The 25547-nt window shown below is 59.9% G+C and carries 31 protein-coding genes; 10 read left to right on the top strand and 21 right to left on the bottom strand.

The features are described from left to right. Positions 1 to 29 precede the first annotated feature (29 nt). Together gatA and gatC are read right to left on the bottom strand one after the other, a co-directional pair. Positions 30 to 1517, bottom strand: a complete 1488-nt coding sequence (gene gatA, locus ROG8370_RS08160; RefSeq protein WP_085826592.1) for an Asp-tRNA(Asn)/Glu-tRNA(Gln) amidotransferase subunit GatA — start codon at positions 1515 to 1517, stop codon at positions 30 to 32. Further along, positions 1517 to 1804: an Asp-tRNA(Asn)/Glu-tRNA(Gln) amidotransferase subunit GatC gene (gene gatC, locus ROG8370_RS08155; RefSeq protein ID WP_085826591.1), complete on the bottom strand. Its 288-nt coding sequence runs from the start codon at positions 1802 to 1804 to the stop codon at positions 1517 to 1519. Before gatC ends, gatA begins: the two co-directional genes overlap by 1 nt. 178 nt (positions 1805 to 1982) lie before the next feature. Between gatC and ROG8370_RS08150 the strand changes: the two genes are divergently transcribed. Next, on the top strand, positions 1983 to 2675 hold the full coding sequence (locus ROG8370_RS08150; protein ID WP_085826590.1) for a metal-dependent hydrolase: 693 nt from the start codon (positions 1983 to 1985) through the stop codon (positions 2673 to 2675). A gap of 98 nt (positions 2676 to 2773) precedes the next feature. Here the strand turns inward: ROG8370_RS08150 and ROG8370_RS08145 are convergent, their stop codons facing one another. Next, positions 2774 to 3583: a pseudouridine synthase gene (locus ROG8370_RS08145; RefSeq protein WP_085826589.1), complete on the bottom strand. Its 810-nt coding sequence runs from the start codon at positions 3581 to 3583 to the stop codon at positions 2774 to 2776. Between the two features lie 63 nt (positions 3584 to 3646). Here ROG8370_RS08145 and ROG8370_RS08140 point away from each other — a divergent pair, with 63 nt between their 5' ends. Then, positions 3647 to 4108 (top strand): nucleoside deaminase, encoded by a 462-nt coding sequence (locus ROG8370_RS08140; protein ID WP_085826588.1) that lies wholly within the window; start codon positions 3647 to 3649, stop codon positions 4106 to 4108. 70 nt (positions 4109 to 4178) lie between these two features. Here the strand turns inward: ROG8370_RS08140 and ROG8370_RS08135 are convergent, their stop codons facing one another. The 4 genes from ROG8370_RS08135 to ROG8370_RS08120 form a co-directional block, all read right to left on the bottom strand. Further along, complete coding sequence (locus ROG8370_RS08135) at positions 4179 to 5144, bottom strand: LysR family transcriptional regulator (RefSeq protein ID WP_085826587.1); 966 nt, start codon at positions 5142 to 5144, stop codon at positions 4179 to 4181. A gap of 6 nt (positions 5145 to 5150) precedes the next feature. Further along, a complete protein-coding gene (gene phaR, locus ROG8370_RS08130) occupies positions 5151 to 5711 on the bottom strand; it encodes a polyhydroxyalkanoate synthesis repressor PhaR (protein WP_085826586.1) in 561 nt (186 codons plus the stop codon). 134 nt (positions 5712 to 5845) lie between these two features. After that, positions 5846 to 6295, bottom strand: coding sequence for a phasin, PhaP (locus ROG8370_RS08125; RefSeq protein WP_085826585.1), 450 nt, complete (start codon positions 6293 to 6295; stop codon positions 5846 to 5848). A gap of 135 nt (positions 6296 to 6430) precedes the next feature. Further along, positions 6431 to 8239: a PHA/PHB synthase family protein gene (locus ROG8370_RS08120; protein WP_085826584.1), complete on the bottom strand. Its 1809-nt coding sequence runs from the start codon at positions 8237 to 8239 to the stop codon at positions 6431 to 6433. 129 nt (positions 8240 to 8368) lie between these two features. Here ROG8370_RS08120 and phaZ point away from each other — a divergent pair, with 129 nt between their 5' ends. Further along, positions 8369 to 9670 (top strand): polyhydroxyalkanoate depolymerase, encoded by a 1302-nt coding sequence (gene phaZ, locus ROG8370_RS08115; RefSeq protein ID WP_085826583.1) that lies wholly within the window; start codon positions 8369 to 8371, stop codon positions 9668 to 9670. Positions 9671 to 9742: 72 nt separating this feature from the next. Here phaZ and ROG8370_RS08110 read toward each other — a convergent pair whose 3' ends face one another. From ROG8370_RS08110 to ROG8370_RS08090, 5 genes are all read right to left on the bottom strand, one after another. Continuing rightward, positions 9743 to 10471, bottom strand: a complete 729-nt coding sequence (locus ROG8370_RS08110; RefSeq protein WP_085826582.1) for an alpha/beta fold hydrolase — start codon at positions 10469 to 10471, stop codon at positions 9743 to 9745. A gap of 93 nt (positions 10472 to 10564) precedes the next feature. After that, positions 10565 to 11548, bottom strand: coding sequence for an alpha/beta hydrolase (locus tag ROG8370_RS08105; RefSeq protein ID WP_085826581.1), 984 nt, complete (start codon positions 11546 to 11548; stop codon positions 10565 to 10567). Next, a complete protein-coding gene (locus ROG8370_RS08100) occupies positions 11548 to 12306 on the bottom strand; it encodes an alpha/beta fold hydrolase (RefSeq protein WP_085826580.1) in 759 nt (252 codons plus the stop codon). The genes ROG8370_RS08105 and ROG8370_RS08100 overlap by 1 nt, the downstream gene beginning before the upstream one ends. A gap of 68 nt (positions 12307 to 12374) precedes the next feature. Continuing rightward, positions 12375 to 13622 (bottom strand): MFS transporter, encoded by a 1248-nt coding sequence (locus ROG8370_RS08095; RefSeq protein ID WP_245827271.1) that lies wholly within the window; start codon positions 13620 to 13622, stop codon positions 12375 to 12377. A gap of 17 nt (positions 13623 to 13639) precedes the next feature. Then, entirely contained in the window at positions 13640 to 13864 is a 225-nt protein-coding gene (locus ROG8370_RS08090) for a hypothetical protein (protein ID WP_085826578.1), read from the bottom strand. 266 nt (positions 13865 to 14130) lie between these two features. On the opposite strand from ROG8370_RS08090, the gene thrS reads away from it, so the two are divergent. Further along, positions 14131 to 16077: a threonine--tRNA ligase gene (gene thrS / locus ROG8370_RS08085; protein WP_085826630.1), complete on the top strand. Its 1947-nt coding sequence runs from the start codon at positions 14131 to 14133 to the stop codon at positions 16075 to 16077. Between the two features lie 42 nt (positions 16078 to 16119). Here the strand turns inward: thrS and ROG8370_RS08080 are convergent, their stop codons facing one another. After that, the gene (locus ROG8370_RS08080) at positions 16120 to 16488 is read right to left on the bottom strand and encodes a hypothetical protein (protein ID WP_085826577.1); all 369 of its coding nucleotides are present in this window, start codon (positions 16486 to 16488) and stop codon (positions 16120 to 16122) included. Between the two features lie 46 nt (positions 16489 to 16534). Then, a complete protein-coding gene (locus ROG8370_RS08075; protein ID WP_085826629.1) occupies positions 16535 to 16849 on the bottom strand; it encodes an ArsC/Spx/MgsR family protein in 315 nt (104 codons plus the stop codon). Positions 16850 to 17040: 191 nt separating this feature from the next. Here ROG8370_RS08075 and ROG8370_RS08070 point away from each other — a divergent pair, with 191 nt between their 5' ends. Continuing rightward, positions 17041 to 17247 carry a cold-shock protein gene (locus ROG8370_RS08070; protein WP_073194790.1) on the top strand — a complete coding sequence of 69 codons (207 nt, stop codon included), beginning with the start codon at positions 17041 to 17043 and terminating at the stop codon, positions 17245 to 17247. 82 nt (positions 17248 to 17329) lie between these two features. On the opposite strand, the gene ROG8370_RS08065 is transcribed toward ROG8370_RS08070, so the two are convergent. Together ROG8370_RS08065 and ROG8370_RS08060 are read right to left on the bottom strand one after the other, a co-directional pair. Then, positions 17330 to 17623, bottom strand: a complete 294-nt coding sequence (locus tag ROG8370_RS08065) for a hypothetical protein (protein ID WP_085826576.1) — start codon at positions 17621 to 17623, stop codon at positions 17330 to 17332. A 137-nt stretch (positions 17624 to 17760) separates the two neighbouring features. Continuing rightward, positions 17761 to 18159, bottom strand: coding sequence for a DUF2177 family protein (locus ROG8370_RS08060; protein WP_085826575.1), 399 nt, complete (start codon positions 18157 to 18159; stop codon positions 17761 to 17763). Here ROG8370_RS08060 and ROG8370_RS21610 point away from each other — a divergent pair. After that, positions 18061 to 18771 carry an REP-associated tyrosine transposase gene (locus ROG8370_RS21610; RefSeq protein ID WP_306372366.1) on the top strand — a complete coding sequence of 237 codons (711 nt, stop codon included), beginning with the start codon at positions 18061 to 18063 and terminating at the stop codon, positions 18769 to 18771. The two genes, ROG8370_RS08060 and ROG8370_RS21610, sit on opposite strands and share 99 nt — an antisense overlap. A gap of 129 nt (positions 18772 to 18900) precedes the next feature. Here ROG8370_RS21610 and ROG8370_RS20100 read toward each other — a convergent pair whose 3' ends face one another. After that, positions 18901 to 19434 (bottom strand): hypothetical protein, encoded by a 534-nt coding sequence (locus ROG8370_RS20100; protein ID WP_139838085.1) that lies wholly within the window; start codon positions 19432 to 19434, stop codon positions 18901 to 18903. Beyond that, a complete protein-coding gene (gene thyX, locus ROG8370_RS08050) occupies positions 19427 to 20335 on the bottom strand; it encodes an FAD-dependent thymidylate synthase (RefSeq protein ID WP_085826574.1) in 909 nt (302 codons plus the stop codon). The genes ROG8370_RS20100 and thyX overlap by 8 nt, the downstream gene beginning before the upstream one ends. Positions 20336 to 20544: 209 nt before the next feature. On the opposite strand from thyX, the gene ROG8370_RS08045 reads away from it, so the two are divergent. The 4 genes from ROG8370_RS08045 (at position 20545) to ROG8370_RS08030 (ending at position 24249) form a co-directional block, all read left to right on the top strand. After that, positions 20545 to 21657 (top strand): hypothetical protein, encoded by a 1113-nt coding sequence (locus ROG8370_RS08045; RefSeq protein ID WP_085826573.1) that lies wholly within the window; start codon positions 20545 to 20547, stop codon positions 21655 to 21657. 6 nt (positions 21658 to 21663) lie between these two features. Then, positions 21664 to 23034, top strand: coding sequence for a surface lipoprotein assembly modifier (locus ROG8370_RS08040; RefSeq protein ID WP_085826572.1), 1371 nt, complete (start codon positions 21664 to 21666; stop codon positions 23032 to 23034). A 91-nt stretch (positions 23035 to 23125) separates the two neighbouring features. Continuing rightward, a complete protein-coding gene (locus ROG8370_RS08035; RefSeq protein WP_085826626.1) occupies positions 23126 to 23554 on the top strand; it encodes a VOC family protein in 429 nt (142 codons plus the stop codon). Between the two features lie 26 nt (positions 23555 to 23580). Continuing rightward, entirely contained in the window at positions 23581 to 24249 is a 669-nt protein-coding gene (locus ROG8370_RS08030; protein ID WP_170925205.1) for a DUF1194 domain-containing protein, read from the top strand. Here the strand turns inward: ROG8370_RS08030 and ROG8370_RS08025 are convergent. The 3 genes from ROG8370_RS08025 to ROG8370_RS08015 all read right to left on the bottom strand — a co-directional run bounded on the left by ROG8370_RS08025 (position 24243) and on the right by ROG8370_RS08015 (position 25492). Then, the gene (locus ROG8370_RS08025; protein ID WP_085826625.1) at positions 24243 to 24743 is read right to left on the bottom strand and encodes a MarR family winged helix-turn-helix transcriptional regulator; all 501 of its coding nucleotides are present in this window, start codon (positions 24741 to 24743) and stop codon (positions 24243 to 24245) included. The genes ROG8370_RS08030 and ROG8370_RS08025 overlap by 7 nt on opposite strands. 91 nt (positions 24744 to 24834) lie before the next feature. Further along, positions 24835 to 25098: an FAD assembly factor SdhE gene (locus ROG8370_RS08020; RefSeq protein ID WP_085826571.1), complete on the bottom strand. Its 264-nt coding sequence runs from the start codon at positions 25096 to 25098 to the stop codon at positions 24835 to 24837. Next, complete coding sequence (locus ROG8370_RS08015; protein ID WP_085826570.1) at positions 25091 to 25492, bottom strand: helix-turn-helix domain-containing protein; 402 nt, start codon at positions 25490 to 25492, stop codon at positions 25091 to 25093. Before ROG8370_RS08015 ends, ROG8370_RS08020 begins: the two co-directional genes overlap by 8 nt. Positions 25493 to 25547: the final 55 nt, after the last annotated feature.

Genomic DNA, 25547 nt, shown 5'->3' with positions numbered 1-25547 from the left:
TCCTGCCATAAGCTGTTTTGCGAGCGGGTTTACCACCATTTTCCGGGTTTGGCCACAAATCCTGCCGCAGTTTCCAACGCATAGGCGGTGTTGAGCAGATCAGCCTCTTCCCACGGCCGCCCGATCAGTTGCAACCCAAGCGGCAGCCCCTGCTTGTCGATCCCGGCAGGCACCGAAATACCCGGCAGACCGGCAAGGTTGACGGTGACGGTAAAGACATCGTTCAGGTACATCTGCACCGGATCGGCGTCTTTCATCTCGCCAAGGCCAAACGCCGCGCTTGGCGTGGCCGGGGTCAGGATCGCGTCCACACCAGCCTCAAAGGCCAGATCAAAGTCGCGCTTGATCAGCGCGCGCACCCTGCGGGCACGGTTGTAATAGGCGTCGTAAAAGCCCGCCGAGAGAACATAGGTGCCCACCATCACCCGGCGCTGAACCTCGTGGCCAAAGCCCTCGGCGCGGGTTCTCTCGTACATCTCGGTGATGCCATCGCCCTGCGCAAGCTTGGCGCGGTGGCCATAGCGCACCCCGTCATAGCGCGCGAGGTTGCTTGACGCCTCGGCAGGCGCAATCACGTAATAGGCCGGCAGGGCGTATTTGGTATGCGGCAGGCTGATATCGCGGATTTCGGCGCCTGCGGCCTTGAGCATCGCAGTACCATCGGCCCAAAGCTGTTCGATTTCGGCGGGCATGCCCTCCATCCGGTATTCTTTCGGAATGCCGATCACCTTGCCTTTGATATCCCCGGTCAAGGCGGCCTCGAAATCGGGCACCGGGAAATCGGCACTGGTGGAATCCTTGGGGTCGTGGCTGCACATGGCGCTCAGCATGATCGCCGAGTCGCGCACGGATTTGGTCATCGGCCCGGCCTGATCGAGCGAGCTTGCGAAGGCCACGACGCCCCAGCGCGAACAGCGCCCATAGGTCGGCTTGATCCCGGTGATGCCGGTGAAGGCGGCCGGTTGGCGGATCGAACCGCCGGTATCGGTGCCGGTCGCGGCAAGGCAAAGATCCGCTGCCACGGCCGAGGCCGAACCGCCAGACGAGCCGCCGGGCGTCAAAGCCGCGTCATCATTGCCGCGCCGCCAAGGGTTGACCGCATTGCCGTAAACCGAGGTTTCATTGGACGAGCCCATGGCGAATTCGTCCATGTTGAGCTTGCCCAGCATAATCGCGCCCGCATCGAACAGGTTCTGGGTGACGGTCGATTCGTACTCCGGCTTGAAGCCTTCAAGGATGCGGCTGGCGGCCTGGCTTGGCACGCCCTTGGTGCAAAACAGGTCCTTGATCCCGAGAGGAATACCGCACATCGACGGGGCATCGCCCGCCTTGATCCGGGTATCGGCGGCGTGCGCCTGGTCGCGGGCGAGATCGGGGGTGTGATGCACAAAGGCATTGAGCGCCCCGGCACCTTCGATCTGGCTCAGGCAGGCCTCGGTCAACTCAAGCGCGGTGACATCGCCCTTGCGCAGGGCATCGCGGGCCTCGGCAATCGTGAATTTGTTCAGATCGGTCATTATTCCACCACCTTAGGAACCGCAAAGAAGCCCTCGCGCGCATCGGGCGCGTTCGACAGGATCTCGGCCTGTTGATTGCCGTCCGTGACCACATCTTCGCGACGCTTGAGGCGCATCGGCGTGACGCTGGTCATCGGTTCGATGCCTTCCACGTCGACTTCGTTGAGCTGTTCAATGAAACCAAGGATGGTGTTGAATTCCTCGGCCAGCGCAGGCAGCGCGTCCTCGGTCACACGGATGCGGGCCAGCTTGGCCACTTTGGCGGCGGTCTCTCGGTCGATCGACATGGGTTTCTCCGGTAATCCTGTTGCCCAAGCGTTTAGCGCCCGAGGCCATTGGGCGCAAGCATATGAGCGTGCCAAAACCCCGCTCGCGGATAAGGATCGCCCGGAAATGCGCCGCTTGGCCCTTTCCTATGGCGCAAGTCTTGCTAGTCTTTGCTAAACTGGAAAAAGGATACGCAGAATGAAGATCACCTGGCTTGGGCATTCATCGTTTCGGATCGAGATCGCCGAACTGGTTTTGTTGGTCGATCCCTGGCTCAACGGCAACCCGATGTTGCCCGAGGACAGTCACGACGCGGCGACCGAAGGGGCGACGCATATCCTGTTGACCCACGCGCATTTCGATCACGTCGCCGATGTTCTGCCGCTGGCGCGCAAACAGGACCTGACCGTGGTCGGGCAATATGACCTGATGGCGCATTGGGAGGCGCAGGAAAAGATCGAGGTTATCGGGTTCAACAAGGGCGGCACAGTCGATCTTGGCGGGGTCAAGGTGACGATGGTACATGCCACCCATTCGACCAGCTTTGGCACGGATGACGGCCCAAAGGTGCCCGGCACCGAATGCGGCTATATGATCGCGGGCGAGGGTCACGTGATCTATGTCTCGGGCGACACCGATGTGATGGCCGACATGGGCGTGTTTCACGATCTGCACCAGCCCGATATCGGTATTCTATGTGCGGGCGGGCATTTCACCATGGATATGCGGCGCGCGGCTTATGCGGCGAAAAAGTTCTTTGATTTCAAAACTGTGATCCCCTGCCATTACCGTACCTTCCCGATTTTGGAACAATCGGCCGAAGAGTTGACGAAGGCGCTGCCCGGCGTTGATTTGATCGAACCGCAGGTGATGGAGCCGATCAAGATCTGACAGTGTGGCAATCGGGGCATGGGGGCGCTGCCCCCGCCCAAGAAAATTCGGCGAATTTTCTTGGGCCCCCCGGAGTATTTTTGGAACGATGAAAGAGATCAGGTCGTGCGGCGGCGGCGCTGTGGTTTGGGGCGTTGCGGACGCAGGGGTTTGGCGGCCTTTTCGACCTCGGGTTCCTGCGGCATGCCAAGCTGATCGCGCAGCACGCGCGGGCGGATTTCCTCGACTTCGCCGGGTTTGAGTTGACCCAATTGAAACGGCCCGTAAGACACCCGGATCAGCCGGTTCACCGAGAGGCCGACCGCCTCCATCGCGCGGCGGATCTCGCGGTTCTTGCCTTCACGGATCGACACCGTGATCCAGGCATTCGCCCCCTGCTGGCGATCCAGCGAGACCATCATGCCCTGAAACCGTTCGCCATCGACCGTGAGGCCCTTGCGCAGCGGCTCAAAAGTGGCATCGGTCGGGCGGCCATTGACGCGCACGCGGTAGCGGCGCAGCCAGCCGGTTGAGGGCAGTTCGAGTTTGCGCTTGAGGCCGCCGTCATTGGTCAGCAAAAGCAGCCCTTCGGAATTGAGATCGAGTCGGCCGACGCTCATCACCCGGGGCAGGTCTGCGGGCAGATCGTCATAGATGGTGGCGCGCCCCTGTTCGTCACGGTTCGTGGTCACAAGGCCTGTCGGCTTGTGATAAAGCCAGAGCCGCGCCGGTTCGGGCGCCTCCAATGCGCGGCCATCCACCACCACCTTGTCGGCGGGGGTCACGTTCAACGCGGCGCGGGTGATCTTGACGCCATTGACGGTCACGCGGCCGGCCTCGATCAGGCGCTCGGCCTCGCGGCGGCTGGCGATGCCGGCGCGCGCGATGACCTTGGCGATCCGGTCGCCTTCTGGGGGTTTGGTGCTCATGGGTCATCGCTTAGCCTATTCGCGGGACTTGCGAAAGTGGTGATGGCGGGGCAAAGACACGCCATGACGTTCAAAAGCCATATGATGACAGCGCTCGACGAGGCGCGCGCCGCGGCCCTGCGCGGCGAGGTGCCGGTGGGCGCCGTGGTGGTCGACCCAAACGGTCAGGTCGTGGCAAAGGCGGGCAATCGCACGCGCGAATTGAACGACCCCACGGCACATGCCGAAATCCTCGCGCTGCGCGCGGCCTGCGCGGCCAAGGGCAGCGAGCGGCTGGTGGGTCATGATCTTTACGTCACGCTGGAGCCCTGCGCGATGTGCGCCAGCGCGATTGCCGGGGCGCGGATTGCGCGGCTGTATTACGGGGCGAGCGATCCGAAATCGGGCGGTGTCGCGCAGGGCGCGCGGGTGTTCACCCATCCGCAGTGTCATCATGTGCCCGAGGTTTACGACGGGATTGCTGCGCGCGAGGCGGAAGAGATGCTGAAAGCCTTCTTTCAGGACCGGCGCGGCACAGATCTCTAACCGCCCGCTAGAGGGTGTTGCCTTCAATCGAATTCACGCGACGCCCTCTAACCTACTCATTTCGCATGCTCTAGAGGATCGTCAGCGCGTCCACCAGGAACGGGTGGCGCGCAATGGCCGGATCAACCACCGCCTGGCGTATGATCGGCTTTAACGTCTCGGCCAGCGTTGCTGGCATATCCTGTAATATCCCCTTGCGGGCAGTCACGCTTATGGTGCGCGTCAGCGGCGCCATCGGCAATTCCAGAACGTCGATCTGATCGGCAAACCGGCGCGCCCGCATCAGCGCCAGCGGCGTCATGATGGTCCAGCCGGTGCCCTGCCCGACCAGCGCCAGAATGGCGTGATAGCTATCAAGCTCGAACCGATGCGGCAGCGTCAGGTTCTGGCGCGCCAGATGCGACGAGATCAGCCGCCCCATGTAATGACGCTGTGTATACTGGATCAGCGGCAGGCGCTTGAGCTGTCGCAAGACATCGCCATCCTTGTCGATCACCCCTTTGGGCGCGGCCACGGCAAAGCCTTCGCGCAGGATCGGATGAACCTCGACCCAATCGGTTTCGGCGCCAAATTCGGCGGCGACGATCATATCAAGGGCGCGCGCGTCAAGCTGATCATAGAGGTGATGGCTGGCGCCGGTTTCCAGAAGGAACTGACAGCGGGTCAACTCGCCGGCCATATGGGTCAGAAGCTGGGGCGTGACATCGGCCTCGAGGTCTTCGATCATGCCAAGGCGAAAGCGGGTCAGGGTCGAGAGTTGCGACATCGCAAGCTCGGCGCGCGCCTGCGCGGCCTCGTTAAGGATCGCCTGAGCGCGGCGATGCATGATCTCGCCCGCCGGGGTAAGACGAATCGGGCGCGCATTGCGTTGCAGCAAAGTGGCCCCGACCGCGCTTTCAAGATTGGTAAGTTGCTGGCTGACCGCCGAGGGGCTTGCCCCAAGGCGGCGCGCGGCGGCGGAAATCGAGCGTTCATCGGCCGCGGCCATGAACACCTCGATCCCCCAAAGGGTTATCCGGCCGGGGCTTTCAACCATGTGGGGTTACTTGCCAAGCTTCGACAGCTTTTCCTGCAACTCGGCCAGCTGTTTCTTGATGTCGCCAAGGTTGTCGTCTTCCGGCGCCTCATCCTTGGACGTGGATTGGCCGGGCATTTTGCCAAGGCCTGTGATGCCACCGGTCATGGCCTTCATAAAGGCCTCTTGCTGGGCGCGCATGGCGTCCATTCCCGGCATGGCACCAATCGGGCTTGCCTTGGTCATGTTGTCCAAAATCTTGGATTGACCATCGCGCAGCATCTCGAAGCTGGCAGCCAGAAATTCGGGCACGACGCTTGTGGCCTGGGTGGTATAGCTGCGCACCAGATCGTTGAGCACGTTGAGCGGCAGAACGCTTTCGCCGCGGCTTTCGTGCTCGGCGATGATCTGCAACAGATACTGACGGGTCAGGTCGTCGCCGGATTTCAGGTCGATGATCTGAACTTCGCGGCCATCGCGGATGAATTCCGAAATATCTTCCAGCGTGACGTAATCGGACGTCTCGGTATTGTACAACCGGCGGCTGGCATAGCGTTTGATCAGCAGCGGTTTTTTGGTGTCGGCCAAGGGGTATCCTCCCGGAAAATGCAGCGCTGCAGCGTAGCTTAGACGCAAGTGCGGCAAAAAGAAAGAGCGAGCCTTTCGGCTCGCTCTTCGCAGTTCATACCCGTCAGGGAGGGGTCTGGGTATGTAACCTGCTATTACTTGGCCGCTGCAGTGGCTTTCTGGGTCGCTGCAGTCACGTCTTCTGCGGCTTTCTTGACGGCTTTGGTCGCGTCGTCCTGCATGGATTTGCCGGCCGACATCATCAGCTCAACAGTTTCCATTTGCACTTTTTTCGCGATTTCAGCGAAAGCGGCCATGTTCTCGGACGCTACTTCGGCGTTGGCCGATGCGAAATCGGTGAACGCTTTGGCGTAGTCAGCGGGCTCTGCCTTGGCTTTGGAGATGTCGTTCAGCTTGGCAAGGGTCTCTTTGGTCCACTTGGTGGAGATCTCGGCCGATTTCTCGGCAGCCGACAGAGCAACACCCGAAAGCTTTTCGCTCAGAGCAGCCTGGTTCTTGAAGGCATCGTCCATTGCTTTGGTGTCGACGGGGAATGCGCCCATGATGTCTTTGATTGCGCTGTTGAAGTCTTGTGTCTTAGCCATTTGGTAAGTCCTTTCGGTTGAGCGGCGTTCATTGCCGTGTTCTGTATTCTGGAGCTAGATATACATGCCGCACTGCAGCATTTCAAGCTTTTTCTGCAGTGCAGCAATTATTTTCTCAACCGAAAGGAAAAGCCTTTAAAACCCCTCACTTGCTTTGACACGCACATAGGTTCCGGGGGCCGGGGCCAAGGGCGGATGATCCGAATCGCCCGGCTCACGGGCAGGAATCATCTTGCCCGAGCGCTTTTTGAGCCAGCTTTCCCAACGCGGCCACCATGAGCCCTCGGTAAAGGTGGCGCCCTCAAGCCAGTCATCGGGCGCGAGGCTCAGGTCGTCATTGGTGTAATGGCCGTATTTCTTTTTCGAGGGCGGATTGACGATACCGGCGATATGGCCCGATTCCGAGACGATAAAGGTCCGGTCCTTGGCGCCGGTCTGTTGAAAGCCGCGATAGCAATCTTTCCAGGCCGCAATGTGGTCAGTCTCGCAGGTGATTGCCATGAGCGGCACTTTCACATCGCTGATATGAAGCTTTTCGCCCAGGATCTCGAAACCACCCTCGATGAATTCGTTCCGCTGGCATAGCCCGCGCAGATATTGCGTTGTCATCCGGCCCGGAAGATTGGCCCCATCGCCATTCCAATAAAGCAGATCAAAGGCAGGCGGGGTTTCCCCCATCATATAGCTTTTGACCGCCGGCTGATACACAAGGTCCTTTGAGCGCAGGAACGACATCGTGCGCGACATGATGAACGAGCGCAGCAAGCCCTGCTGGGCCACTTCCTGTTCGATCGCGTCGATGAAATCATCCTGCAGGAAGGGGGTAAACTCGCCCTGCTCCGAGAAATCGGTAAGCGCGGTAAAGAAGGTGGCGGATTTGATCGACTTGTCGCCGCGTTTCTCAAGCAGCGCCAGCGTCAGGTGAAGCGTTGTGCCCGCGATGCAATAACCCACGGCATTGACCTGTTTCTCGCCGGTGATCGCCTTGACCTCGGAAATGGCGGTCAGAAAGCCCTCTTCTATATACTCATCAAGGCCGACGTCCGCATAGCTTTTGTCCGGGTTGACCCAGGCCACCACGAACAGGGTATAGCCCTGATCGGTGAGCCATTTGATCATGCTGTTCTGGGCCTTGAGATCGAGAATGTAGAACTTGTTGATCCAGGGCGGAAAGATGATCAGCGGGGTGGTGTGCACCTCATCGGTGGTCGGCGTGTATTGGATCAGCTCCATCATGCGATTGCGATAGACCACCTCGCCGGGGGTGGTGGCGATGTTTTCGCCAAGCACAAAGGAGGTCTCATCGGCCAGACGCACCACAAGCTCGCCCTTGTTGGCCTCAAGATCCGCGATCAGGTTTTCCAGACCCGTCACAAGCGACGCGCCCTCGGTTTCAACCGCGCGTTCAAGCGCGTCGGGGTTGGTGCCCAGAAAGTTGGTCGGCGACATCATGTCGATGATCTGATGCGCGAAGTAATCCAGCCGCCGCTTTTCCTTGGGGTCAAGGTCGTCCACGCCCGCGACCGCATCCTCGATCGCCTGCGCGTTGAGGGCGTATTGCTGTTTGATGAACTTGAAATAGGGGTGGCTCTGCCAGAGCGGATTGGTGAACCGCTTGTCCCCGTCCAGGATATTGGGCGTTTCCTCAAGCTCCGCGCCATCGCCGCGCAACATCAATTGCTGCGCCTCCATGAAGTGACGCACCGACTTGCCCCAGTATTCAAGCTGCTGCTCGTACATCTTGCCGGGGTTTTCGAGGATCTCGGACCAATAGGAACTGGCCGCCTTGTTAAACAACTCCTGCGAGGGCGTGTTCAATGTCGGGTTGGCCGGATTACGCGAGGCGAGCACCTGAATAAGGCGCTGTGAGAGCTGTTCGACCTTAGCGAGATTTTCATTCAACTTTTCTATATTTTCGCCTGCGACATCGTCTTGCATTGCCATCTATACAATTTCCCTTTAACTCTTTCTGCTATGCAGCATAACGTCGTCAGGCCGGAGGGGCAGTGCGACGGATGGAACCGGGCTATCTGCCGTTATTTAGGCACACCTGCCTTAGTAGGAGACGAAACTATGCGTTACATGGCAACTTACGACCTGATGGAAACCCTCCGCAATACCAATCAATGGCTCGGTGCGTCGGCTCTCTCAATGGCATCCTATCCTGTTTTCAGCATGGTGCCAAACCCTGCTTTGAACTGGATGGCCGCTTGGGGCGAGGTGACCGAGCGCACGTTCCAACGCATGGTGACCAAGCCCGACTGGGGTATCGACAGCATTACCGGCGACGACGGGCGTGACCATATCGTCACCGTCGAAACCACCGTGAAGCGTGCTTTTGGCGACCTCATTCACTTCAATGTCGCAGGCCGCGCACCGATGGCGCGCCGGGTTCTGCTCGTGGCGCCGATGTCGGGCCACTATGCGACGCTTCTGCGCTCTACCGTGCGCTCGCTTTTGCCCGATTGCGATGTCTATGTCACCGATTGGCACAATGCCCGCGATATTCCGGTCTCGGAAGGCAAGTTCGACATTGAAGATTACACCGTCTACCTGATGGATTTCATGCGCGAGCTTGGCTCGGATCTGCATGTGATCGCCGTCTGCCAGCCTGCGCCGCTGACCCTTGCCGCCACCGCCTATCTGGCCGAGCTTGACCCCGACGCACAGCCGCGCACCCTGACCCTTATCGGTGGCCCGATTGACCCCGACGCAACCCCGACCGATGTCACCGACTTTGGTCGTCGCGTCACGATGGGCCAGCTTGAAGAGACCATGATTCAACGCGTCGGCTTTCAGCGCAAGGGCGTTGGCCGACTGGTTTATCCCGGGTTGCTGCAACTGGCGTCTTTCGTGTCGATGAACGGCGAGCGTCATGCCCAGGCGTTCTCGGATCAAATCGGCCGCGTCGCGCGCGGCGAATCCGGTGATCACGATGCCCACAACAAGTTCTACGATGAATATCTCGCCGTGATGGATATGCCTGCGGAATTTTACCTTTCCACGGTCGAGCGGATTTTCAAGGGCCTTGAAATTGCCCAGAACCGCTTTGTCGTGAATGGCCATAAGGTTGATATGGGCAAAATCACCAATGTCGCCGTGAAAACCGTCGAAGGCGGCAAGGATGACATCTCGGCACCGGGCCAATGTGTCGCCGCTCTGGCGCTTTGCACCGGTCTTCCGGATGACAAAAAGGCAAGCTATCTTGAGCCCGACGCCGGCCATTACGGTATCTTCGCCGGGCGCAGCTGGCGCAACAACATCCGCCCTCTGGTGCTTGATTTCATCGACGCGAATTCGGCGGCCCCTGCCCCGAAAAAGGCGGCGAAATCGACCCCCAAAGCGGCCAACAAGAACCTCGCCGCGAACGGCTGACCCGATCCACAATGACAAAAGGGCCGCTGATCCTCTCAGCGGCCCTTTTTGTTTGCGCCCGCCAAATGGTGCTCAGGCATCCACCCGCTTTTGCAGCACGAACGGCTGTTCCAGCCAGGCGCGCAACGCAGCAGTCGTCGCCTCTGGCGCTTCCATCGGGGGCAGATGGCCGGCCCCCTCGATCACCGACAGGCTTGCATAGGGAATGAGGTCGGCCATGAAGCTGTGGCGCTTGACCGGCGTCAGCCCGTCATGGCGCCCGCAGAGCACCAATGTCGGCACCTTGCAGCGCCTGAGCACCGATTGATAATCACGCCTGCGCTGTAGCGCCCGAACCTGGCGCACAATCGCATCGGCGCCAATATTCTCGGCCATTTCCGTAAGATGCGCGATAATCGCCGCGCGCCCCGTGCCCGGCGCAAGATAGTCGGGCAACAAGAAACTCTGCACCGCATCGGCAAGGCTGCCCGAGCGCAGCTTGATGATAAACGGCTCATAGGCGGTGGCCGATTGCGGTGTTTCGGCAAGCGGATTGGTATCCATCAGCGCGATCCGCGACACCCGGTCAGGGGCGCGGCGCAAAATCTCCATCGCGACAATCCCGCCCATCGACAGCCCCGCCAGCGCAAAGCGCCGGGGCAGCACGTCAAGCAGGGACGATGCGATTTCCTCAACCCGGTCGCCGCCAGTAATCGGGGCCGTCGTGACCGCCGTGTCGCGACTCAAATCCGTCAATTGCTGTGTGAAAAGCCGCGCGTCGCACATCATGCCGGGCAAAAACACCACCGGATCATGGGTCATGAAACATCCTTTTACTCGATCCCGGACCAAACCGGCTCGCCCCAGATTGACACCAGATCAAGCCCTGTGGTCAAGCCAATGCGCCCGCGCGGGCTATAATATGCCATTGATCCAGCCCAGCATGAGCGCGATCGCGCCCTCGGTGTTACCGGGCGACATGATATCGCCCGCGATGACATGGGCATAGGCGTCGTCCCCCGGCGCAAGCGCGGGGCGCATCCGGGTCACCGGCCCGCCCCAGCCCTGCTCGATCCCTGCCGTCAGGTCGGGCCGCACCACCTTGTCGTCATCCGAATAGTAAAACAGCGCCGGAACCGTCACATCGCCGTAATCAAGCCCGCGCGCATGGGCCACGATCTCCGCCATCGGAAAGACCGCCGCGCTTGGATATTCGGTGGTCCATTCGGCGGCCTGCAACGGGCTACGCGGTTCAAACTTGCGCCGCTTTCCCGCCAGAAGCGGCAGCCAATGCCGCGCGCCCGGAAGCGTCAAGAGCGGCGCCATCGGGTTGTTGATCCCGAAATTGGGCGAGACCATGATCACCCCCGCCACGCCCTCGCGCAGCGCCGGATCATGCAGCGCGGCCGCGGCGATGGTGGCGCCGGTCGAGGTGGCTATCACGATCACACGATCCCCCACCGCGCGCGCCACCGCCAGGGCCTCGGCGGCGTCAGCCATCCAATCCCTTACAGTGGCCTCGCCCATGGCATCGGGCGTGCGCCCATGGCCGCGAAACCGGGTGTAGACAAGGTTGGCGCCAAGCGCCTCGGCCACGTGATCCGGCACCGGGCGGATTTCCTGGCTTGAGGCGGAAAACCCGTGCAGATAGACCAGCGAAACAGGCGTGCGCGTCTCGGGCTGCCCGGCCCAGATCACGCGTTTCTGGCTATCGGGGCGAAGGTCGGAATAGGCCGACTCGACGCTCCCAAGGTAAACGCCAACCCCCTCGCCAAATTTGCGCTCGTCAAACGGCGCGGGCGCGGCGATCTCCTCAACAGGGGCCAGCACGAAACCGGCGATGACCAGTAGGGCAAGCGCCAGAACCGCCCGCCCGAGCCCTCTCAGCCCCCTGCGCATCAAACGCCCCCTGCCCCTGCAAGAACCTCTTCAACCGAGCGCGCGATCAGCGCGAGACAGGCTGGATCAGAGAACCGGTGATCGGCCCCATCGACCAGTGTAAGGCGCATATCCGGGCCATACGAGTGGTCCAAAAGCCGCATTGCGACCGACATATCCACATCTTTATCGGCGGTTCCTTGCAAAAATCGAACACTGAACGGCAAATTCAGCGGATCGCGCAAAACCAGCTGATCGCGGCCATCCTCGATCAGGCGGCGGGTGATGATATAGGGCTCGCCATACTCGCTTGGCAGGGCCACCTGCCCGGTTTCGGCCAGTTCGGCGCGCTGCGCGTCGTCAAATCCGGCCCACATTGAATCTTCGGTGAAATCCGGCGCGGCGGCGATGGTGACAAGCCCCGCGATCCGCTCGGGCATCGCACGCGCGAGCAGCAAGGATATCCAGCCGCCCATGGACGAGCCGACCAGAACCTGCGGGCCATTGGTCAGCGCGGTGATCGCCGCTCCTGCATCCGCCGCCCAATCGCCGATGCATCCGTCGGTGAACGCACCCGACGATTGCCCATGACCGCAATAGTCAAACCGCAGAAAGGCGCGCCCGGTTTTGCGGGCCCAGTCTTCAAGATAGAGCGCCTTGGTGCCCTCCATGTCGGATTTGAACCCGCCCAGAAACACCAGGCCGGGCTGTGCGCCGGGGCTCTGGTGATAGGCCAGTTTGCGGCCCGTGTCGGTGGTCAGGTAAGCGGGATCGGTCATCGCATGCTCCGTCGTTACATCGCGCGATCATGCACCGCGACGCGGCGGCGGGCAAACCGGTATTTGCCCTAGCCCTCGACAGGGCGCAACGTCAGGGCAAGACCGCCGCCGAGAAACGCCATTCCAGCAAAGCCCGCAAGCGCGCCGGTCGGGCCGATGAACGATAGCGCGCCACCAAAGACCCCGGCGAGCAACAGGATGATCCCGATGGCGGTATTGGCCAGCGCGGCGTTTTGCGAGCGTTTGTTTTCGTCCGATATATCAACAAGGTAGACCGATCGCGCCTGACGCACCCCGTGATAGGCAAGCATCAAGGCAAACAGGATCGCCGGGATCACGCCGGGGGCACTGGCAAGCCCAAGACCCTCGGCAAAGATCGCCGCCAGCATGGCACATCCGGCGCCGACCCCGGCCAGCAAAAGCACCTTCGGGCTATGGCCATCGGCCATCCGCCCCCAGATATAAGAGCTTAGAAACGAGGCCCCCGAAGAAGCAAGCACAAGCGCCCCAAGGGTGTTGAGCGCCGCGCCCCCCTGCGCCGACAAAAGCACCATATAGGGCGGCGCAAGAGCGGTTGAGACCAGCAAACCGCGCACAAGGATGAAGCGGCGCAAATTGGTGTCATTACGCAGGATCGCGAGGTATCCGCGCGCTGCTCTGGTGGTTTCGGGCGTGCTGTCGTCCTCATTAAGCTGCGCCAGGATAATCGCTGCAAGCCCCCAAGCCAGCGCCGCCACCCCAATGGCGCCGACAATCGCGCCGCGCGTCTGCAAAACCCCGGTCAAAAGCAGCCCCGCAAAGACAAGCACCGCCGCCGCCGACACCGATCCGGCAAGGCCGGTGACCGCCCCGCGCCGCGATTGGCCAACGGTTTTTCCAAGGATGTCCTTGTAAGACACCGAACAGGCCGCGCGGGCCAAGGCAAGCACCGCCAAAAGCGCACAGATCACAAGGCCTGCGGCCCAGCCCTCGAGCACAAGCGCCGCCCCGGCGATCAAAGCGGCCGCGCCACCCTGCACCGTGCTTCCCGCAACCCAGACCCAACGCCGCTGGCTCAATCGTTGCATCCAAGCGCCGAACACAAGCTGCGGCAAGAGAGCACCCGCCTCGCGGATCGGCACAAGAAGGCCCACAAAAAACGCCGGTGCCCCAAGGATGCCCAAAAGCCAGCTTAGCACCAGCTTTGGGTCGATCAGGCCATCGGCGATTTTGGTCAGTGTAAGGGCAAACACGTGACGACGGGCATTGCGCGCCTCGCCGCCTGTCATCTCAGTCGAAACAAGGCGCGCGGTCAGATTATTCAGTACCGTTTTCAACGCGCCTCCGGAGCAAATCAGCCCCCGACATACGCCCCCTCACGCGGACGGTAAAACACTTTCTGGTTATGCAGACGCCCCAGAAGGTCGTGAATTTGGCGCACGGCCACATCCGCGTCTGCGGCACTGTCCCCGGTCTTGTCGAACTGCGCGGCCAATTCGGCCTTGGTCTGGCGCAGCGAGGTTTCGATCAGGTCCATATCTTCAACGGTCAGTTCGAAGTTTGAATTATAAGTCGCCATACGACGCGCCCCTTTGCTGAGTGTTTCGTGGAATATCGAATGATTCCCATATACGGCAAGTTAGGCATCATTTGCGACAAGTCCATTAATTTTTTCAATCTGCGTCAATGTGTTACGAATTCCCTTTGTATGCAAAGGAACACGGTAAATCCGGGCGCTCAAAGCGTGGCGGCAGGTCTTGACGCGCGTGGTGCGCGCGGGCATACCACCGCCATTGACCCGCAACCGGGCGCTCCGTGGGCGCCAAACCGACGAGGAGCCGCGATATGGCCCAGATTTCCCTCACTTTTCCCGACGGCTCCAAGCGCGAGTATGCGCCCGGCATCACCCCTGGTGAGGTCGCCGCAGACATCTCGACCTCGCTTGGCAAAAAGGCGATTTCGTCCTATGTCGACAATCAACACTGGGATCTGCAATGGCCGATCGACCGTGATGCGGCCATCAGCATCAACACCCTCAAGGATGAGACTCCGGCGCTTGAGCTAATCCGTCATGACCTTGCGCATGTGATGGCGCGCGCGGTGCAAGAGCTTTGGCCAGACGTCAAGGTCACCATCGGCCCGGTCATCGCCAATGGCTGGTATTACGATTTTGATCGCGCCGAGCCGTTCACGCCCGAAGACCTGGGCCTGATCGAGAAAAAGATGAAGGAAATCATCAACCTGCGCGACGCCGTCAAAACCGAAATCTGGGATCGTGCCCGCGCCATCAAGCATTACGAGGACAATGACGAGCCCTTCAAGGTCGAGCTGATCGAGGCGATCCCCGGCGACGAGCCGCTGCGCATGTATTGGCATGGGGCCTGGCAGGATCTCTGCCGTGGGCCGCATTTGCAAAACACCGGTCAGCTTCCGGCCGATGCGTTCAAACTGATGTCGGTGGCCGGGGCCTATTGGCGCGGCGACAGCGATCGCAAGATGCTTCAGCGTATCTATGGCGTGGCCTTTACCGGCAAGGAAAAACTCAAGGAATACATGACCTTCCTTGAAGAGGCCGAAAAGCGCGACCACCGCAAGCTTGGCCGCGAGATGGACCTTTACCACATGCAGGAAGAGGCGCCGGGCCAGATCTTCTGGCACCCGAACGGCTGGAAAATCTATACCACGCTTCAGGATTACATGCGCCGCAAGCAGAACCGCGATGGCTATGTCGAGGTGAACACCCCGCAGGTGGTCAACCGCAAGCTCTGGGAAGAATCCGGCCATTGGGACAACTACCAGGAACATATGTTCATCGTTGAAGTCGACGAAGAGCACGCCCGAGAAAAGACGGTGAATGCGCTCAAGCCGATGAACTGTCCCTGCCACGTGCAGGTGTTCAATCAGGGCCTCAAATCCTATCGCGATCTGCCGCTGCGGATGGCCGAATTTGGCAGCTGTAACCGCTATGAACCCTCGGGCGCGCTGCATGGGATCATGCGGGTGCGTGGCTTTACCCAGGACGACGCGCATATTTTCTGCACCGATGATCAGATCGAGGTGGAAACCAAGAAGTTCATCGAATTCCTGGCCGGGATTTACGCCGACCTTGGCTTTAACGACTGGACGATCAAGCTCTCGACCCGCCCGGAAAAGCGGATCGGGTCCGAGGAAAGCTGGGATCGGGTTGAGGCGGCGCTTGGCGATGCCTGCAAGGCGGCCGGGTATGAGTACGAAATTCAGGAAGGCGAAGGCGCGTTTTACGGGCCCAAGCTTGAGTTTGTGCTGACCGACGCGATTGGCCGCGACTGGCAATGCGGCACGCTTCAGGTTGATCCCAACCTGCCAGAGCGGCTGGATGCGAATTACATCGGCACCGACGGGGCCAAGCATCGCCCGGTCATGTTGCACCGTGCGGTTCTGGGCTCGTTCGAGCGCTTTATCGGCATCCTGATCGAGGAACATGCCGGCAAGCTGCCGTTCTGGCTTGCGCCGCGTCAGGTGGTTGTCGCCTCGATTGTTTCGGATGCGGATGACTATGTGCAAGAGGTCACCGCCAAACTTGTCGCGCTTGGCGTGCGGGCCGAGGCCGATGTGCGCAACGAAAAGATCAACTACAAGGTCCGCGAGCATTCGCTTGGCAAGGTGCCGGTCATTCTTGCCTGTGGCATGCGCGAGGTTGAGGAAAAAACATTGTCAGTCAGACGCTTGGGAGAAAAACACTCCAGCGTTCAGACGCTTGAAGAGGTCGCCGTGGCGCTTGCAAAAGAGGCCACGCCGCCCGATCTGACGTGATGCCTGCCCCGCGCGCCCAAACCCGGGCGTGCGGGGAACGCTTTAAAAATGCGACTTGGGTTCGTCGGGCTTGCCCGCCGCAATCGCCAGAACACCGGCCAGCCCGGTAAAGCCAAGCGGGAACATGGTGAACACGCCAAACCCGAAAGCGTAATACATCAAGCCCGCCGAGATCAGCAGCAAGAGACCGCCCCAAAGCGCGCGCATCTTGGCCATGGCCCCCCCGGCGATGGCCAGCAAAGGCGCCAGAAAGCTTGCTGTGCGGATCAGGGCCGGGTCGCTGACCTGTTGGGCCAGACCTTCGATCTCGCCGAAACGGTCGATCGCCTCGGTATAGCCATAGCTGAAAAACCCTACGAGAATCGCCAGAAGACCGCCGATTATCCCCAATACCATCGCTGCGCTGCGCATGACCGCTCCTTACTAAGTTATTCGTGTATATAGGGATTTTCGCGCGCTATCCAAGAAGCGCCGTTTGGGTATCACTGCCCCAGCCAAGATAAAGCGTGCCGTTTGCGTCAATCAGCGGGCGTTTCATCAGGGTCGGATGCTCTGCCAAGAGCACCTCCGGGGCACGGGCGCGTTCAGATTCGCTCAATCCCCGCCAGGTTGTAGACTTGCGGTTGACCAAAGCCTCGCCGAACTGCGCCAGTGCGGCGGCGATCACGTCTTGCGGCACGCCCTCGGCGCGGACATCGCGAAACTCGGCATTCTTTAGCACTTTCAATGCCTTGCGGCAGGTATCACAGGTTTTCAAACCATATAGGATCATCACAGCCCCCTCTTTTGCCGCCTCAATAACGGGCAATTTCCCGCCCGTCACGGAGTTTCGCTTGATTTTTACAAAGGCAATGCAATCATTCAACCTGTGGCGCATGGCATCGCGGGCGGCCTCTTTGCCCCCGTCATGCGTCATATGGCCCGGCATAATCCCGGGGAAGAGCGACGAAAAGGAGAAGCGGAATGCCAACTGGCACCGTGAAATGGTTCAATACGACAAAGGGTTACGGATTTATTGCCCCCGATGGCGGCGGTCAGGATGTGTTCGTGCATATCTCGGCGGTCGAACGCTCGGGGCTGACGGGCCTTGCCGACGATCAGAAGGTCGGGTTCGAACTTCAGGAAGGGCGCGACGGGCGCAAGATGGCGGCGGATCTGACGCTGCTTTAGGCGCTTTTTGGGCTGTGAAATGACAAACAGGGCGCGCATGCCGCACGCCCTGTTCGGGATAGGTTTACGTGATCGCCCCGGATCAGTTGCAGCCTTTGGCCCCCACCGGGCAATCGAGGTGCGCGCGTGCGCTGACCTGTGTCGCGCGATGGTGACGGATTTTCTTGCGCACCGGATGCGCCATAACCTGTTGATAAGACTGCGCCTGATTGGGCTGGCCACAACAGATCACCCCGTTAAGCGACACCGGCTGCAGGCCGGTCGGGCAGTAGTTTGCACCGCTCTCATAGGCATAGACGCGCGGCCCCTCGGCAAGACCGGGGGTGGCAAGTACGGCCAGGGCAAGCCCGGCAACGATAGGTGAAAGGTAACGCATAAAACCCTCGTAAATATGGTTAATAGCCCGAATTCATTACCCGACAGGGTATAGGACCACGCCCCCCTGTCAAATTTTTAAAATGGAAACAGTGTGTTTTCAAATCGGTGTGGTCCGGGCGAAACGCATGGCGCGCCCTAGCCCAAGGCGCGCGCCGCGATCACCCCGGCACAGGCGGACACCCCGGTCAAAACCGTGCCCCATGTGACGTCGACCACGACCATCTGCCAGTGCCAGTCGCGCAGGCTGGCGTAATTGGTGAACTCATAGGTGCCATAGGCCATCGCGCCCAGGGCCGCCCCGGCCAAAAGCGCGGTCAGCGGCGCACCTTCGCGCAGCGCGGGCAGCGAAACGAACCACAGGATGCCTGCCACATAGGCCAGATAGAACAGCGCGGCGGGCACAAGGCGCAACTCGGTCGCCAGCATATCGCCGATATGCCCCTCAAACAGCGGGCGCATCACGGTCTTGAGCATGATCGCATCAAGGCAGAGGAAAACGATCGCGGTGACAAGGTAAAGGATCAGGGTTTGCATGGGTCCGGCCTGTTTTGGGGTTTAGATGGGGTACGCAGGGGGCCGGGGATTGGATGGGTTTTAGATGCGGTGCCCCATAAATGCGCACCCTACGAGAGAAACGATTTGTTAACCATGGCGTGGTCCTGTGGGCTCATGTCAACTTATCTTCGGCCCCGACAACCAGGTGCCTGCGTTTTCTTCACTGTAACGCTAGCGAACCGACGGTCAGACGTTCTGACGCGAGAAATCGCGTCGTTGCGGAGTGCCGTCCGGCGGACAAAGGCAGAGCGACCGTTTGAGATTGATGCTTGGGTTGTGTTGCCGGATCATATGCATTGTGTCTGGACCCTGCCCGAAGGCGACAGTGATTTTTCAACACGGTGGAGTGTGATCAAGGCGCGGTTCTCGCGGTTGATGCCACACGCCCCGCGCCGCAAAAGCCATCAGGCACGGCGAGAACATGGGGTGTGGCAGCGACGGTTTTGGGAACACCACATCCGGAGCGAGGTGGATAAGTGCGCAGCGATCCGGTATTGTTGGATCAATCCGGTAAAACATGGGTTGGTCGAGCGGCCAGAGGCATGGGCCTATTCGTCCATTCATCGTGATGGCCCCACCGATTGGCCGTAGGGTGCGCATTTATGGCGCACCTATGGGACGGGTGCATGCGATCGGGCGGTGAGAATGCGTGTCGGTTGGGCGGAAAACGATTATTGTGTTTGTTTCGTCTAGCGGGATGGTGCGCCATAAATGCGCACCCTACGCTTGTTTAGGCATCTCTATCGAAAGCCGAAACCATTTCTTCTTAGCTTTCGCAATCGGGACTAATCGACTTCGAAGCTTTTCGGCACGCACTTTTTCTTCTAGAAGGAATGAAACCGCTCGACCTGCTGATGCTTCCTGTTGGAGCGCGGAATAAAGCAGTTCGCCCGTTCGGTTGTTGAAATGACCGCTGAACCTCAGGACGGAGCCTAAACTTTCTGGGCCTAGCAGGGTGTGCAAATAGCCACTGTTATTTATCGGTCCCAGTGCTGAATAATCAAATCCAACCATCGGGAAGAAAGCCTTTTCAGGGCTTATTTCACCACTATAGAGTAATTCTCTTTGTCTATTTATTTCATCTATATAGCTGCTGGCCTGTTCTAAATTGTACTTTATTTCAATTTGCAAAACTTTTAGAGCCGCGTTTGCTTGGCGGTGACGTTCAAACCAGTGCAAAATAGCTTGGATCAAAGCGCCCGCGACTACACCTAAGAAAAGCCAAAAAGGATTACTGGAGAAAAAATTAACCACCAATCACTCCCTCAAACTCCCGCCATTCGCCCTTGCTCATGCCGGAAGTCTCCTGCGTCACCACCTCACCCTTTAGCATCCGGCGGACACAATCAAGGGCGGTGGCGGACAAATTAGCGCCACCCATGCGGTAATCCTCGAAGGCCTTATAGGCATAGGGCACCCAGTCGGCGGTGATCTTGCAGATGGCGTCGGCGTAGACGCGGATTTCGTATTGGGCGTGGGCGTCGGCGCGCAGGCGCAGGAAGTGCAACAGGTTGTGCAGATCGACCTTCCAGTACCACTGCGTATAGATATTCGCCGGAAGGTTCATGCGGGCCAATTCGCGCGCCAGCCCCTGTTGGCCCTCGTCCGAGATCATCTCTTCGTAGTGGTCATAACAGCGCATCGCGTCATCGGTCAGGTATTTCAGCACGCGCTGCGCCTCGTCCCCCGAGAGAGCCTCGCCCCGGCCCTGATTGTTGATCACCGATTGCGCGTTAAGCGCATCTGGCGCGGGAATATAAAACTCGCGGTCAAGGATCGAATAGCGCGCGGAATATTCGTTCACATTGGCGGTGCGGTGGCGGATCCACTGGCGCGCGACAAAAACCGGCAGTTTGACGTGCAACTTGATCTCGCACATCTCAAACGGGGTCGAATGCCAGTGGCGCATCAGATAGCGGATCAGACCTTCGTCATTTTGCACCGATTTGGTGCCCTTGCCATAGCTTACGCGCGCGGCCTGGGTGATGGCATTGTCGTCGCCCATATAGTCGATGACGCGGACAAAACCGTGATCAAGCACCGGGTGGGCGGTATAAAGGTGCTTTTCCATGCCCGGCGCGGTGGCGCGCAGGGTGGTTTGCGGCGTGCTGCGTTGGGCGTCAATTTCGGCCTGCTGTTCGGGGCTAAGGGGCATGGTGGGGGCCTTCCATCACTAGAATGAGTCGGAGCCCACTATATCTTGCGGATGCCCCCCGTGGAAAGCCAATATCGGGTATATGTGCGCGGGCCACAGTGTGATATTTTATGCAGCTGTGAGGCGCATCAAAGATTGACTTTTGCGCTAAAACCACGGAATTTTATAAAAAAGAACAATAAAACGATCACATTGAGGGCAGTCTCATCATGAAATATCTAGTGGCAGGCCTTACGGCCGCTGCCCTTTTGGGCGGCTGCGGTAGCGGATCGAACCCGTTTGACCCAGGCGCGACAACCGGACCCGGGACACCGACAACACCGACCGATCCCACGGTTGATCCTACAGATCCCAATGTGGATGTGAATTCTCGGTTCCTGTTCGATGTCGGCCGGGACCTGACGATGAACAGCGTGACCTTTGATCCGCTCAACAATCAGCTGGTCATCAACAACCTGCCCTTTGACGGCCCCGATCAGATTTATAGCAACATCGGCTCGCGCAACACGGCAGAGTTCTTTGCCAGCCGCAAGACCCCCACGACCGGGCGCATTCAGCATTATGCCGTCTTCGTCAAACGTGACGATCTTGAGGCGACGGCAGCGGCCGGCGCGGAATGGGGCGATTTCGGGTTTGGCGGCGCGAACATCAAACGCGACAGCTTCAACCTGCCGGCCAATGGCGAATACGTTTATACCGGCGTCTATGCCGGGGTGCGCACGTTCAACGACAGAACCGGGCTTCATCTTGTGACCGGCAACGCCGAATTGCTTTTGGATATTAACGACCTTGATCCGGCCGCCGGCCTTCAGGGCAATATCGTCGGCTCGGTCACAAACCGGACGCGGACCCTTCCAAGCGGGACGGCGCTTACCGGCTTGCCGAACCTGACCCTCAACAGCGTGACCTTCAACACTGTGACCGGGGCGTTCGAAGGCGGCACGGCAAACACCTTCGATTCAGCCGGAGATATCCGCGACAGCGGCACCTATGAGGGTCTGATCGCAGGCGCGATCGGCGAGGAAATCGGGACGCTCTCGGTGATCGAGGGGGTTGCAGAGATTCAGAACGTGGCCTTTGAAACCGTCGAGTACACGGCCGGCGGAACCACTGGCACCGCGCGCGCGCTGACCGCGACCAATACACCGACGGTTCAGGCGCTGGTCGATGCCGGGCTTGCCGTGCCGCTTGTTCGGGTTGAAACTGCCGACCTTCCAACCGGGGCGGTGATCACATCGACCACGATCGAGACCCAGGAGTTCCGCAGCGATTTCAACGCCCGCGAAATTGGCGTAATCGGTGCCGATCAGGTTATCCCGTAAGCAAGCATGGCACGTGGCCCGTTTTCCCTGATCGCCGCAGCCCTTCTAGCCGCCTGCCTTAGCCTGCCGGGGGCGGCGGTCAAGGCCGAGGAAAAGCGGCTTTCGATCCCCGAGGCCCGGGTCTTTGCAGCGGAACTCCTCAACAACCGGCGCCCGCGTGCGGCGCGGGCGGTGGCCAGGGGCATTCTGAAATCGGATGAAAACGACTATGTCGCCCTTTTGATCCTGTCCCGGGCCGAGTTGTCGCTTGGCAATGCCGAGGAATCCGAGAAGATCGCAAAGCAGGCCTTTCGCGTCGCCGAGACCGATAATGACCGCTTCACCTCGTCCTATACCGTTTCACAGGCGCTCTTGTCGGGCGAAAAATATACCCAGGCCCAGCTTTGGTCGCGCCGCTCGGCCGAGGCGGCCCCAAAGGACAGCATGCGCCGGGCGGCGGTGAATACCTTTCAGCAGGCGCGCAATGCAAACCCCTGGAACGTGCAGATCGGGCTGCGCTTTGCGCCCTCGTCCAACGTCAACAACGGGCCAAGTTCCAACCGGCTAGAGATCGGCGGGCTGGTGTTTATCGACCCGGCGGCGGTGCCTCTGTCGGGCTATGAGGTGGGCGCCGATGTCGAGGTGACGCGCCGCTTTGACCTAAGCAACACCCTGCGCTTTTCGGCCGGGCTTCGTGTGGATGAGCGTCAGTTCATCCTGAGCGACAGCGCCAAGCGCAAAGTGCCGACCGCAAGCGGCAATGATTACGATTTTCGCGCGATCGAACTTAAGCTCAGGTTCGATCACGCCCAAAGCAATGGCCGCGCGCGGATGACCTATGACCTGATCCAGGGCCGCAACTGGAGCGGCGGCGATCTTTTGTCCGACTATACCCGCTTTGAAGTTGGCCGCGATGCCAGCGTGAGCCCGCGCATGGTTCTTGGGGCCAAGCTTGGGGTCGAGCATCAAGAGCGCAAGGATGTCAGCGCGCGTTCGGCCGATATCATCGACCTGACCGGGCGCCTGCATTACAAGCTCAGGGACAATGGCGCGGTCGGGGTTCAGCTTACCCTGTCGGACACCGCGTCGAAATCGGCCTCGATCGAGCATCAGGCGGCACAGGTTTTCGGCTATTATTCGCCCGGCGATGTCGGCAAGGGCGTGGTGCCGACGTTTTCCGTGGCCTATCTGGCCCGCGATTTCGATCAGCCGCTTTTGACCACCACCAAGCGCCGGGATCGGCGCACGACGCTGGGGGTTTCGGTCCTGCTGTCCGAGATGGATTATTTTGGCTTTGCCCCGACCGTCGGGGTCAATGCGACGAAAAATACCTCGAATATCTCGCTGTTTAAGAGCGAGGAATTCGGCCTTACCCTAGGTCTGAAGTCGGTTTTCTAGGTCCGAGTGGCGGCCCGCATCCGGTTTGCCCTCGACATGCGCGCGCGCACCACTATCCTTTGATCCAAACCAAAATGATCGGAGAAAGATGATGCGCGTGAGATATCTGCACACGATGGTTCGGGTTAAGGACCTTGAGGCCTCGATGGCGTTTTATGGTCTGCTTGGCCTGAAAGAAACCCGCCGCTGGGACAATGAGAGCGGGCGTTTCACCCTTGTTTTTATGGCCCCCGAAGGCCAAGAGGAATGCCCCGTCGAGCTGACCTATAATTGGGATGGCGATGACGCGCTGCCCGATGACAGCCGCACCTTCGGTCACCTGGCCTATTCGGTCGGCAATATCTACGAGATGTGCCAGCATTTGCACGACAATGGCGTGGTGATCAACCGCCCGCCGCGCGACGGGCGCATGGCCTTTGTACGCAGCCCCGACAATATCTCGATCGAACTGCTGCAAGAGGGCGACTCGCTTGCCCCCGCAGAGCCCTGGGCCAGCATGGAAAATATCGGCCATTGGTAAGGCTTGCCGCCCTTTTTCTGGCGCTGATGACGGCGGGACCGGCTCTCGCCACCTGCCGTCTGGCGCTGGTTCTGGCGCTGGATGTGTCTTCGTCGGTGGACCCCGGCGAATATGATCTGCAACGGGTCGGACTTGCCGCCGCGCTTGATTCTGACGACGTGCGCCATGCAATCCTGCGCGGCGCCCCCGGCGATGTCGCGCTCAGCGTCTATGAATGGAGCGGCAACTATCAGCAAAAGGTGCATCTCGACTGGACCGTGCTGCGCAGTGACGCCGATATAACCGATGCGGTTGGCGTTCTGGCCGCCATGACCCGCCGCACAAGCGACTACCCCACCGCGCTTGGCGCGGGGCTGGGATACGGCGCACAGGTGATGGCACGCGCGCCGAAATGCGACCGCCGCGTGATCGACATATCAGGCGACGGCATCAACAACCAAGGCTTTGGCCCCGAGCTTGCCTATCGCCATTTTCCGCTGGATGGCATCACGGTCAACGGGCTTGTGATACTCGGCCATGACCCAGAGGTTCTGCGCTATTACCAGCGTCACGTGGTGCGCGGCCCCCGCGCCTTTGCCGAAGTTGCGCAGGGCTTTGAAGATTTCCAATCCGCGATGACGCGCAAGCTTTACCGCGAGGTCAACGATATCGTTCTGGGCGCATTGGCCCCTGCCCCGGCTGTGCGGCCTCAGTAGATATAGCGGATCTGATCGGTCCAATATCGCTCGACCCGGCGCAATGCCGTCGCGATCTGGTCAATCCCGTCCGGCCCCAGCACGCCGCGCCCCTCAAGCCCTTCGGCGTGGCGTTCAAACAGGTCCGAGACCACATCGCGGATGTTGCGGCCCTTTTCCGTCAGGCGTACCCGAACCGAGCGGCGATCCACCTCGCAGCGCTGATGATGCATATACCCCATCTCGACCAGCTTCTTGAGGTTATAGCTGACATTGCTGCCCTGGTAATATCCGCGCGTCTTAAGCTCGCCGGCGGTGACCTCATTGTCACCGATATTGAACAACAACAGCGCCTGAACCGCGTTGATCTCAAGAACACCAACACGTTCAAATTCGTCCTTGATCACGTCAAGCAACAAGCGATGCAGGCGCTCGACCAAAGACAGCGCGTCAAGGTAGTCGGTGATAAAGGCCTTGTGGTCGTTCGGGGCGTTCAGGGGGCTGTGAAAACTCATATCCATCTCCGTGCGATACTGCTCGGATTGGAAACTGACCTAAAATGCCCAACAATCGGTTAAACCACGACAATAGCTGCTAAAATGCGATCTACTTTCCCGAACAGGCAATCTCGGCGATATCCCCAACCAGCCCGGCAAAGGGCGCGGGCGGGGCCACCTGCCCGGTGACCCACTGATATAAATCCTGGTCGTTTTCGTCTAAAAGTGCTTCAAATTCATCAAGTTGGCCACCATCCATCGCCGCAAGCCGAACCTCGGCATAGCGGGTCAGAATGATGTCCATTTCCTTGATGCCGCGCCGCATGGATCGCATGCGAAGCCGCTTGAGGCGATGCTCGGGAAGCTCACTCACCCGCTTCTTCCCGCAGTTTCGAGCGCAGGTTTTTCTCAAGACGCCCGAGGCGATCGGTCGAAAGACTAAGCTGAGCGCGAATATCGCGAATCTCGGTCAGCATTTCGTTGATATCGGGGGACAGATCGCCGGCAGAGGGCCCATCGGGGCCTTCGCCCTCGCCCGACAGCAGCCACAGCAACGAGACATTCAACAGCCCGGCCATCATCGAAAGCTTGTTGGCGCGCGGCTCTGACAGGTCGTCTTCCCAGCCCTTGAGGGTCTTGAGCTTGACGCCAAGGCGCTTGGCCATCTCGACCTGGGTCATGCCCGTACGCTCGCGCGCGCCCGCAACCCGGTCGCCAAATGTTGTCGCTTCGGGGTCGAACCAGCCGTCGTTCGTCTCAGTCGTCATGATGTTCCTTTCCGGTGATCGTGCTTGATCAACCTTTTGGTGCAACCTATGACAT

The sequence above is a fragment of the Roseovarius gaetbuli genome (assembly GCF_900172365.1).
In the GTDB taxonomy this organism is placed as follows: Bacteria; Pseudomonadota; Alphaproteobacteria; order Rhodobacterales; family Rhodobacteraceae; genus Roseovarius; species Roseovarius gaetbuli.
This window is presented reverse-complemented; position numbering and strand designations above follow the sequence as displayed.

Excerpts from the sequence above, each read along its gene's own strand:
- ROG8370_RS08100 (WP_085826580.1), bottom strand. The coding sequence starts at position 12,306 with ATGACCGATCCCGCTTACCTGACCACCGACACGGGCCGCAAACTGGCC.
- ROG8370_RS21610 (WP_306372366.1), top strand. The coding sequence starts at position 18,061 with ATGCCCCTCAAACAGCGGGCGCATCACGGTCTTGAGCATGATCGCATC.
- gatA (WP_085826592.1), bottom strand. The coding sequence starts at position 1,517 with ATGACCGATCTGAACAAATTCACGATTGCCGAGGCCCGCGATGCCCTG.
- ROG8370_RS08125 (WP_085826585.1), bottom strand. The coding sequence starts at position 6,295 with ATGGCTAAGACACAAGACTTCAACAGCGCAATCAAAGACATCATGGGC.
- ROG8370_RS08120 (WP_085826584.1), bottom strand. The coding sequence starts at position 8,239 with ATGGCAATGCAAGACGATGTCGCAGGCGAAAATATAGAAAAGTTGAAT.
- phaZ (WP_085826583.1), top strand. The coding sequence starts at position 8,369 with ATGCGTTACATGGCAACTTACGACCTGATGGAAACCCTCCGCAATACC.
- ROG8370_RS08060 (WP_085826575.1), bottom strand. The coding sequence starts at position 18,159 with ATGCAAACCCTGATCCTTTACCTTGTCACCGCGATCGTTTTCCTCTGC.
- ROG8370_RS08040 (WP_085826572.1), top strand. The coding sequence starts at position 21,664 with ATGGCACGTGGCCCGTTTTCCCTGATCGCCGCAGCCCTTCTAGCCGCC.
- ROG8370_RS08045 (WP_085826573.1), top strand. The coding sequence starts at position 20,545 with ATGAAATATCTAGTGGCAGGCCTTACGGCCGCTGCCCTTTTGGGCGGC.
- thrS (WP_085826630.1), top strand. The coding sequence starts at position 14,131 with ATGGCCCAGATTTCCCTCACTTTTCCCGACGGCTCCAAGCGCGAGTAT.
- ROG8370_RS08025 (WP_085826625.1), bottom strand. The coding sequence starts at position 24,743 with ATGAGTTTTCACAGCCCCCTGAACGCCCCGAACGACCACAAGGCCTTT.
- ROG8370_RS08080 (WP_085826577.1), bottom strand. The coding sequence starts at position 16,488 with ATGCGCAGCGCAGCGATGGTATTGGGGATAATCGGCGGTCTTCTGGCG.
- ROG8370_RS08030 (WP_170925205.1), top strand. The coding sequence starts at position 23,581 with ATGACGGCGGGACCGGCTCTCGCCACCTGCCGTCTGGCGCTGGTTCTG.
- ROG8370_RS08145 (WP_085826589.1), bottom strand. The coding sequence starts at position 3,583 with ATGAGCACCAAACCCCCAGAAGGCGACCGGATCGCCAAGGTCATCGCG.
- ROG8370_RS08075 (WP_085826629.1), bottom strand. The coding sequence starts at position 16,849 with ATGATCCTATATGGTTTGAAAACCTGTGATACCTGCCGCAAGGCATTG.
- ROG8370_RS08150 (WP_085826590.1), top strand. The coding sequence starts at position 1,983 with ATGAAGATCACCTGGCTTGGGCATTCATCGTTTCGGATCGAGATCGCC.
- ROG8370_RS08135 (WP_085826587.1), bottom strand. The coding sequence starts at position 5,144 with ATGGTTGAAAGCCCCGGCCGGATAACCCTTTGGGGGATCGAGGTGTTC.
- ROG8370_RS08110 (WP_085826582.1), bottom strand. The coding sequence starts at position 10,471 with ATGACCCATGATCCGGTGGTGTTTTTGCCCGGCATGATGTGCGACGCG.
- ROG8370_RS08140 (WP_085826588.1), top strand. The coding sequence starts at position 3,647 with ATGACGTTCAAAAGCCATATGATGACAGCGCTCGACGAGGCGCGCGCC.
- gatC (WP_085826591.1), bottom strand. The coding sequence starts at position 1,804 with ATGTCGATCGACCGAGAGACCGCCGCCAAAGTGGCCAAGCTGGCCCGC.
- ROG8370_RS08065 (WP_085826576.1), bottom strand. The coding sequence starts at position 17,623 with ATGCGTTACCTTTCACCTATCGTTGCCGGGCTTGCCCTGGCCGTACTT.
- ROG8370_RS08070 (WP_073194790.1), top strand. The coding sequence starts at position 17,041 with ATGCCAACTGGCACCGTGAAATGGTTCAATACGACAAAGGGTTACGGA.
- thyX (WP_085826574.1), bottom strand. The coding sequence starts at position 20,335 with ATGCCCCTTAGCCCCGAACAGCAGGCCGAAATTGACGCCCAACGCAGC.
- ROG8370_RS08035 (WP_085826626.1), top strand. The coding sequence starts at position 23,126 with ATGCGCGTGAGATATCTGCACACGATGGTTCGGGTTAAGGACCTTGAG.
- ROG8370_RS08015 (WP_085826570.1), bottom strand. The coding sequence starts at position 25,492 with ATGACGACTGAGACGAACGACGGCTGGTTCGACCCCGAAGCGACAACA.
- ROG8370_RS08090 (WP_085826578.1), bottom strand. The coding sequence starts at position 13,864 with ATGGCGACTTATAATTCAAACTTCGAACTGACCGTTGAAGATATGGAC.
- ROG8370_RS08105 (WP_085826581.1), bottom strand. The coding sequence starts at position 11,548 with ATGCGCAGGGGGCTGAGAGGGCTCGGGCGGGCGGTTCTGGCGCTTGCC.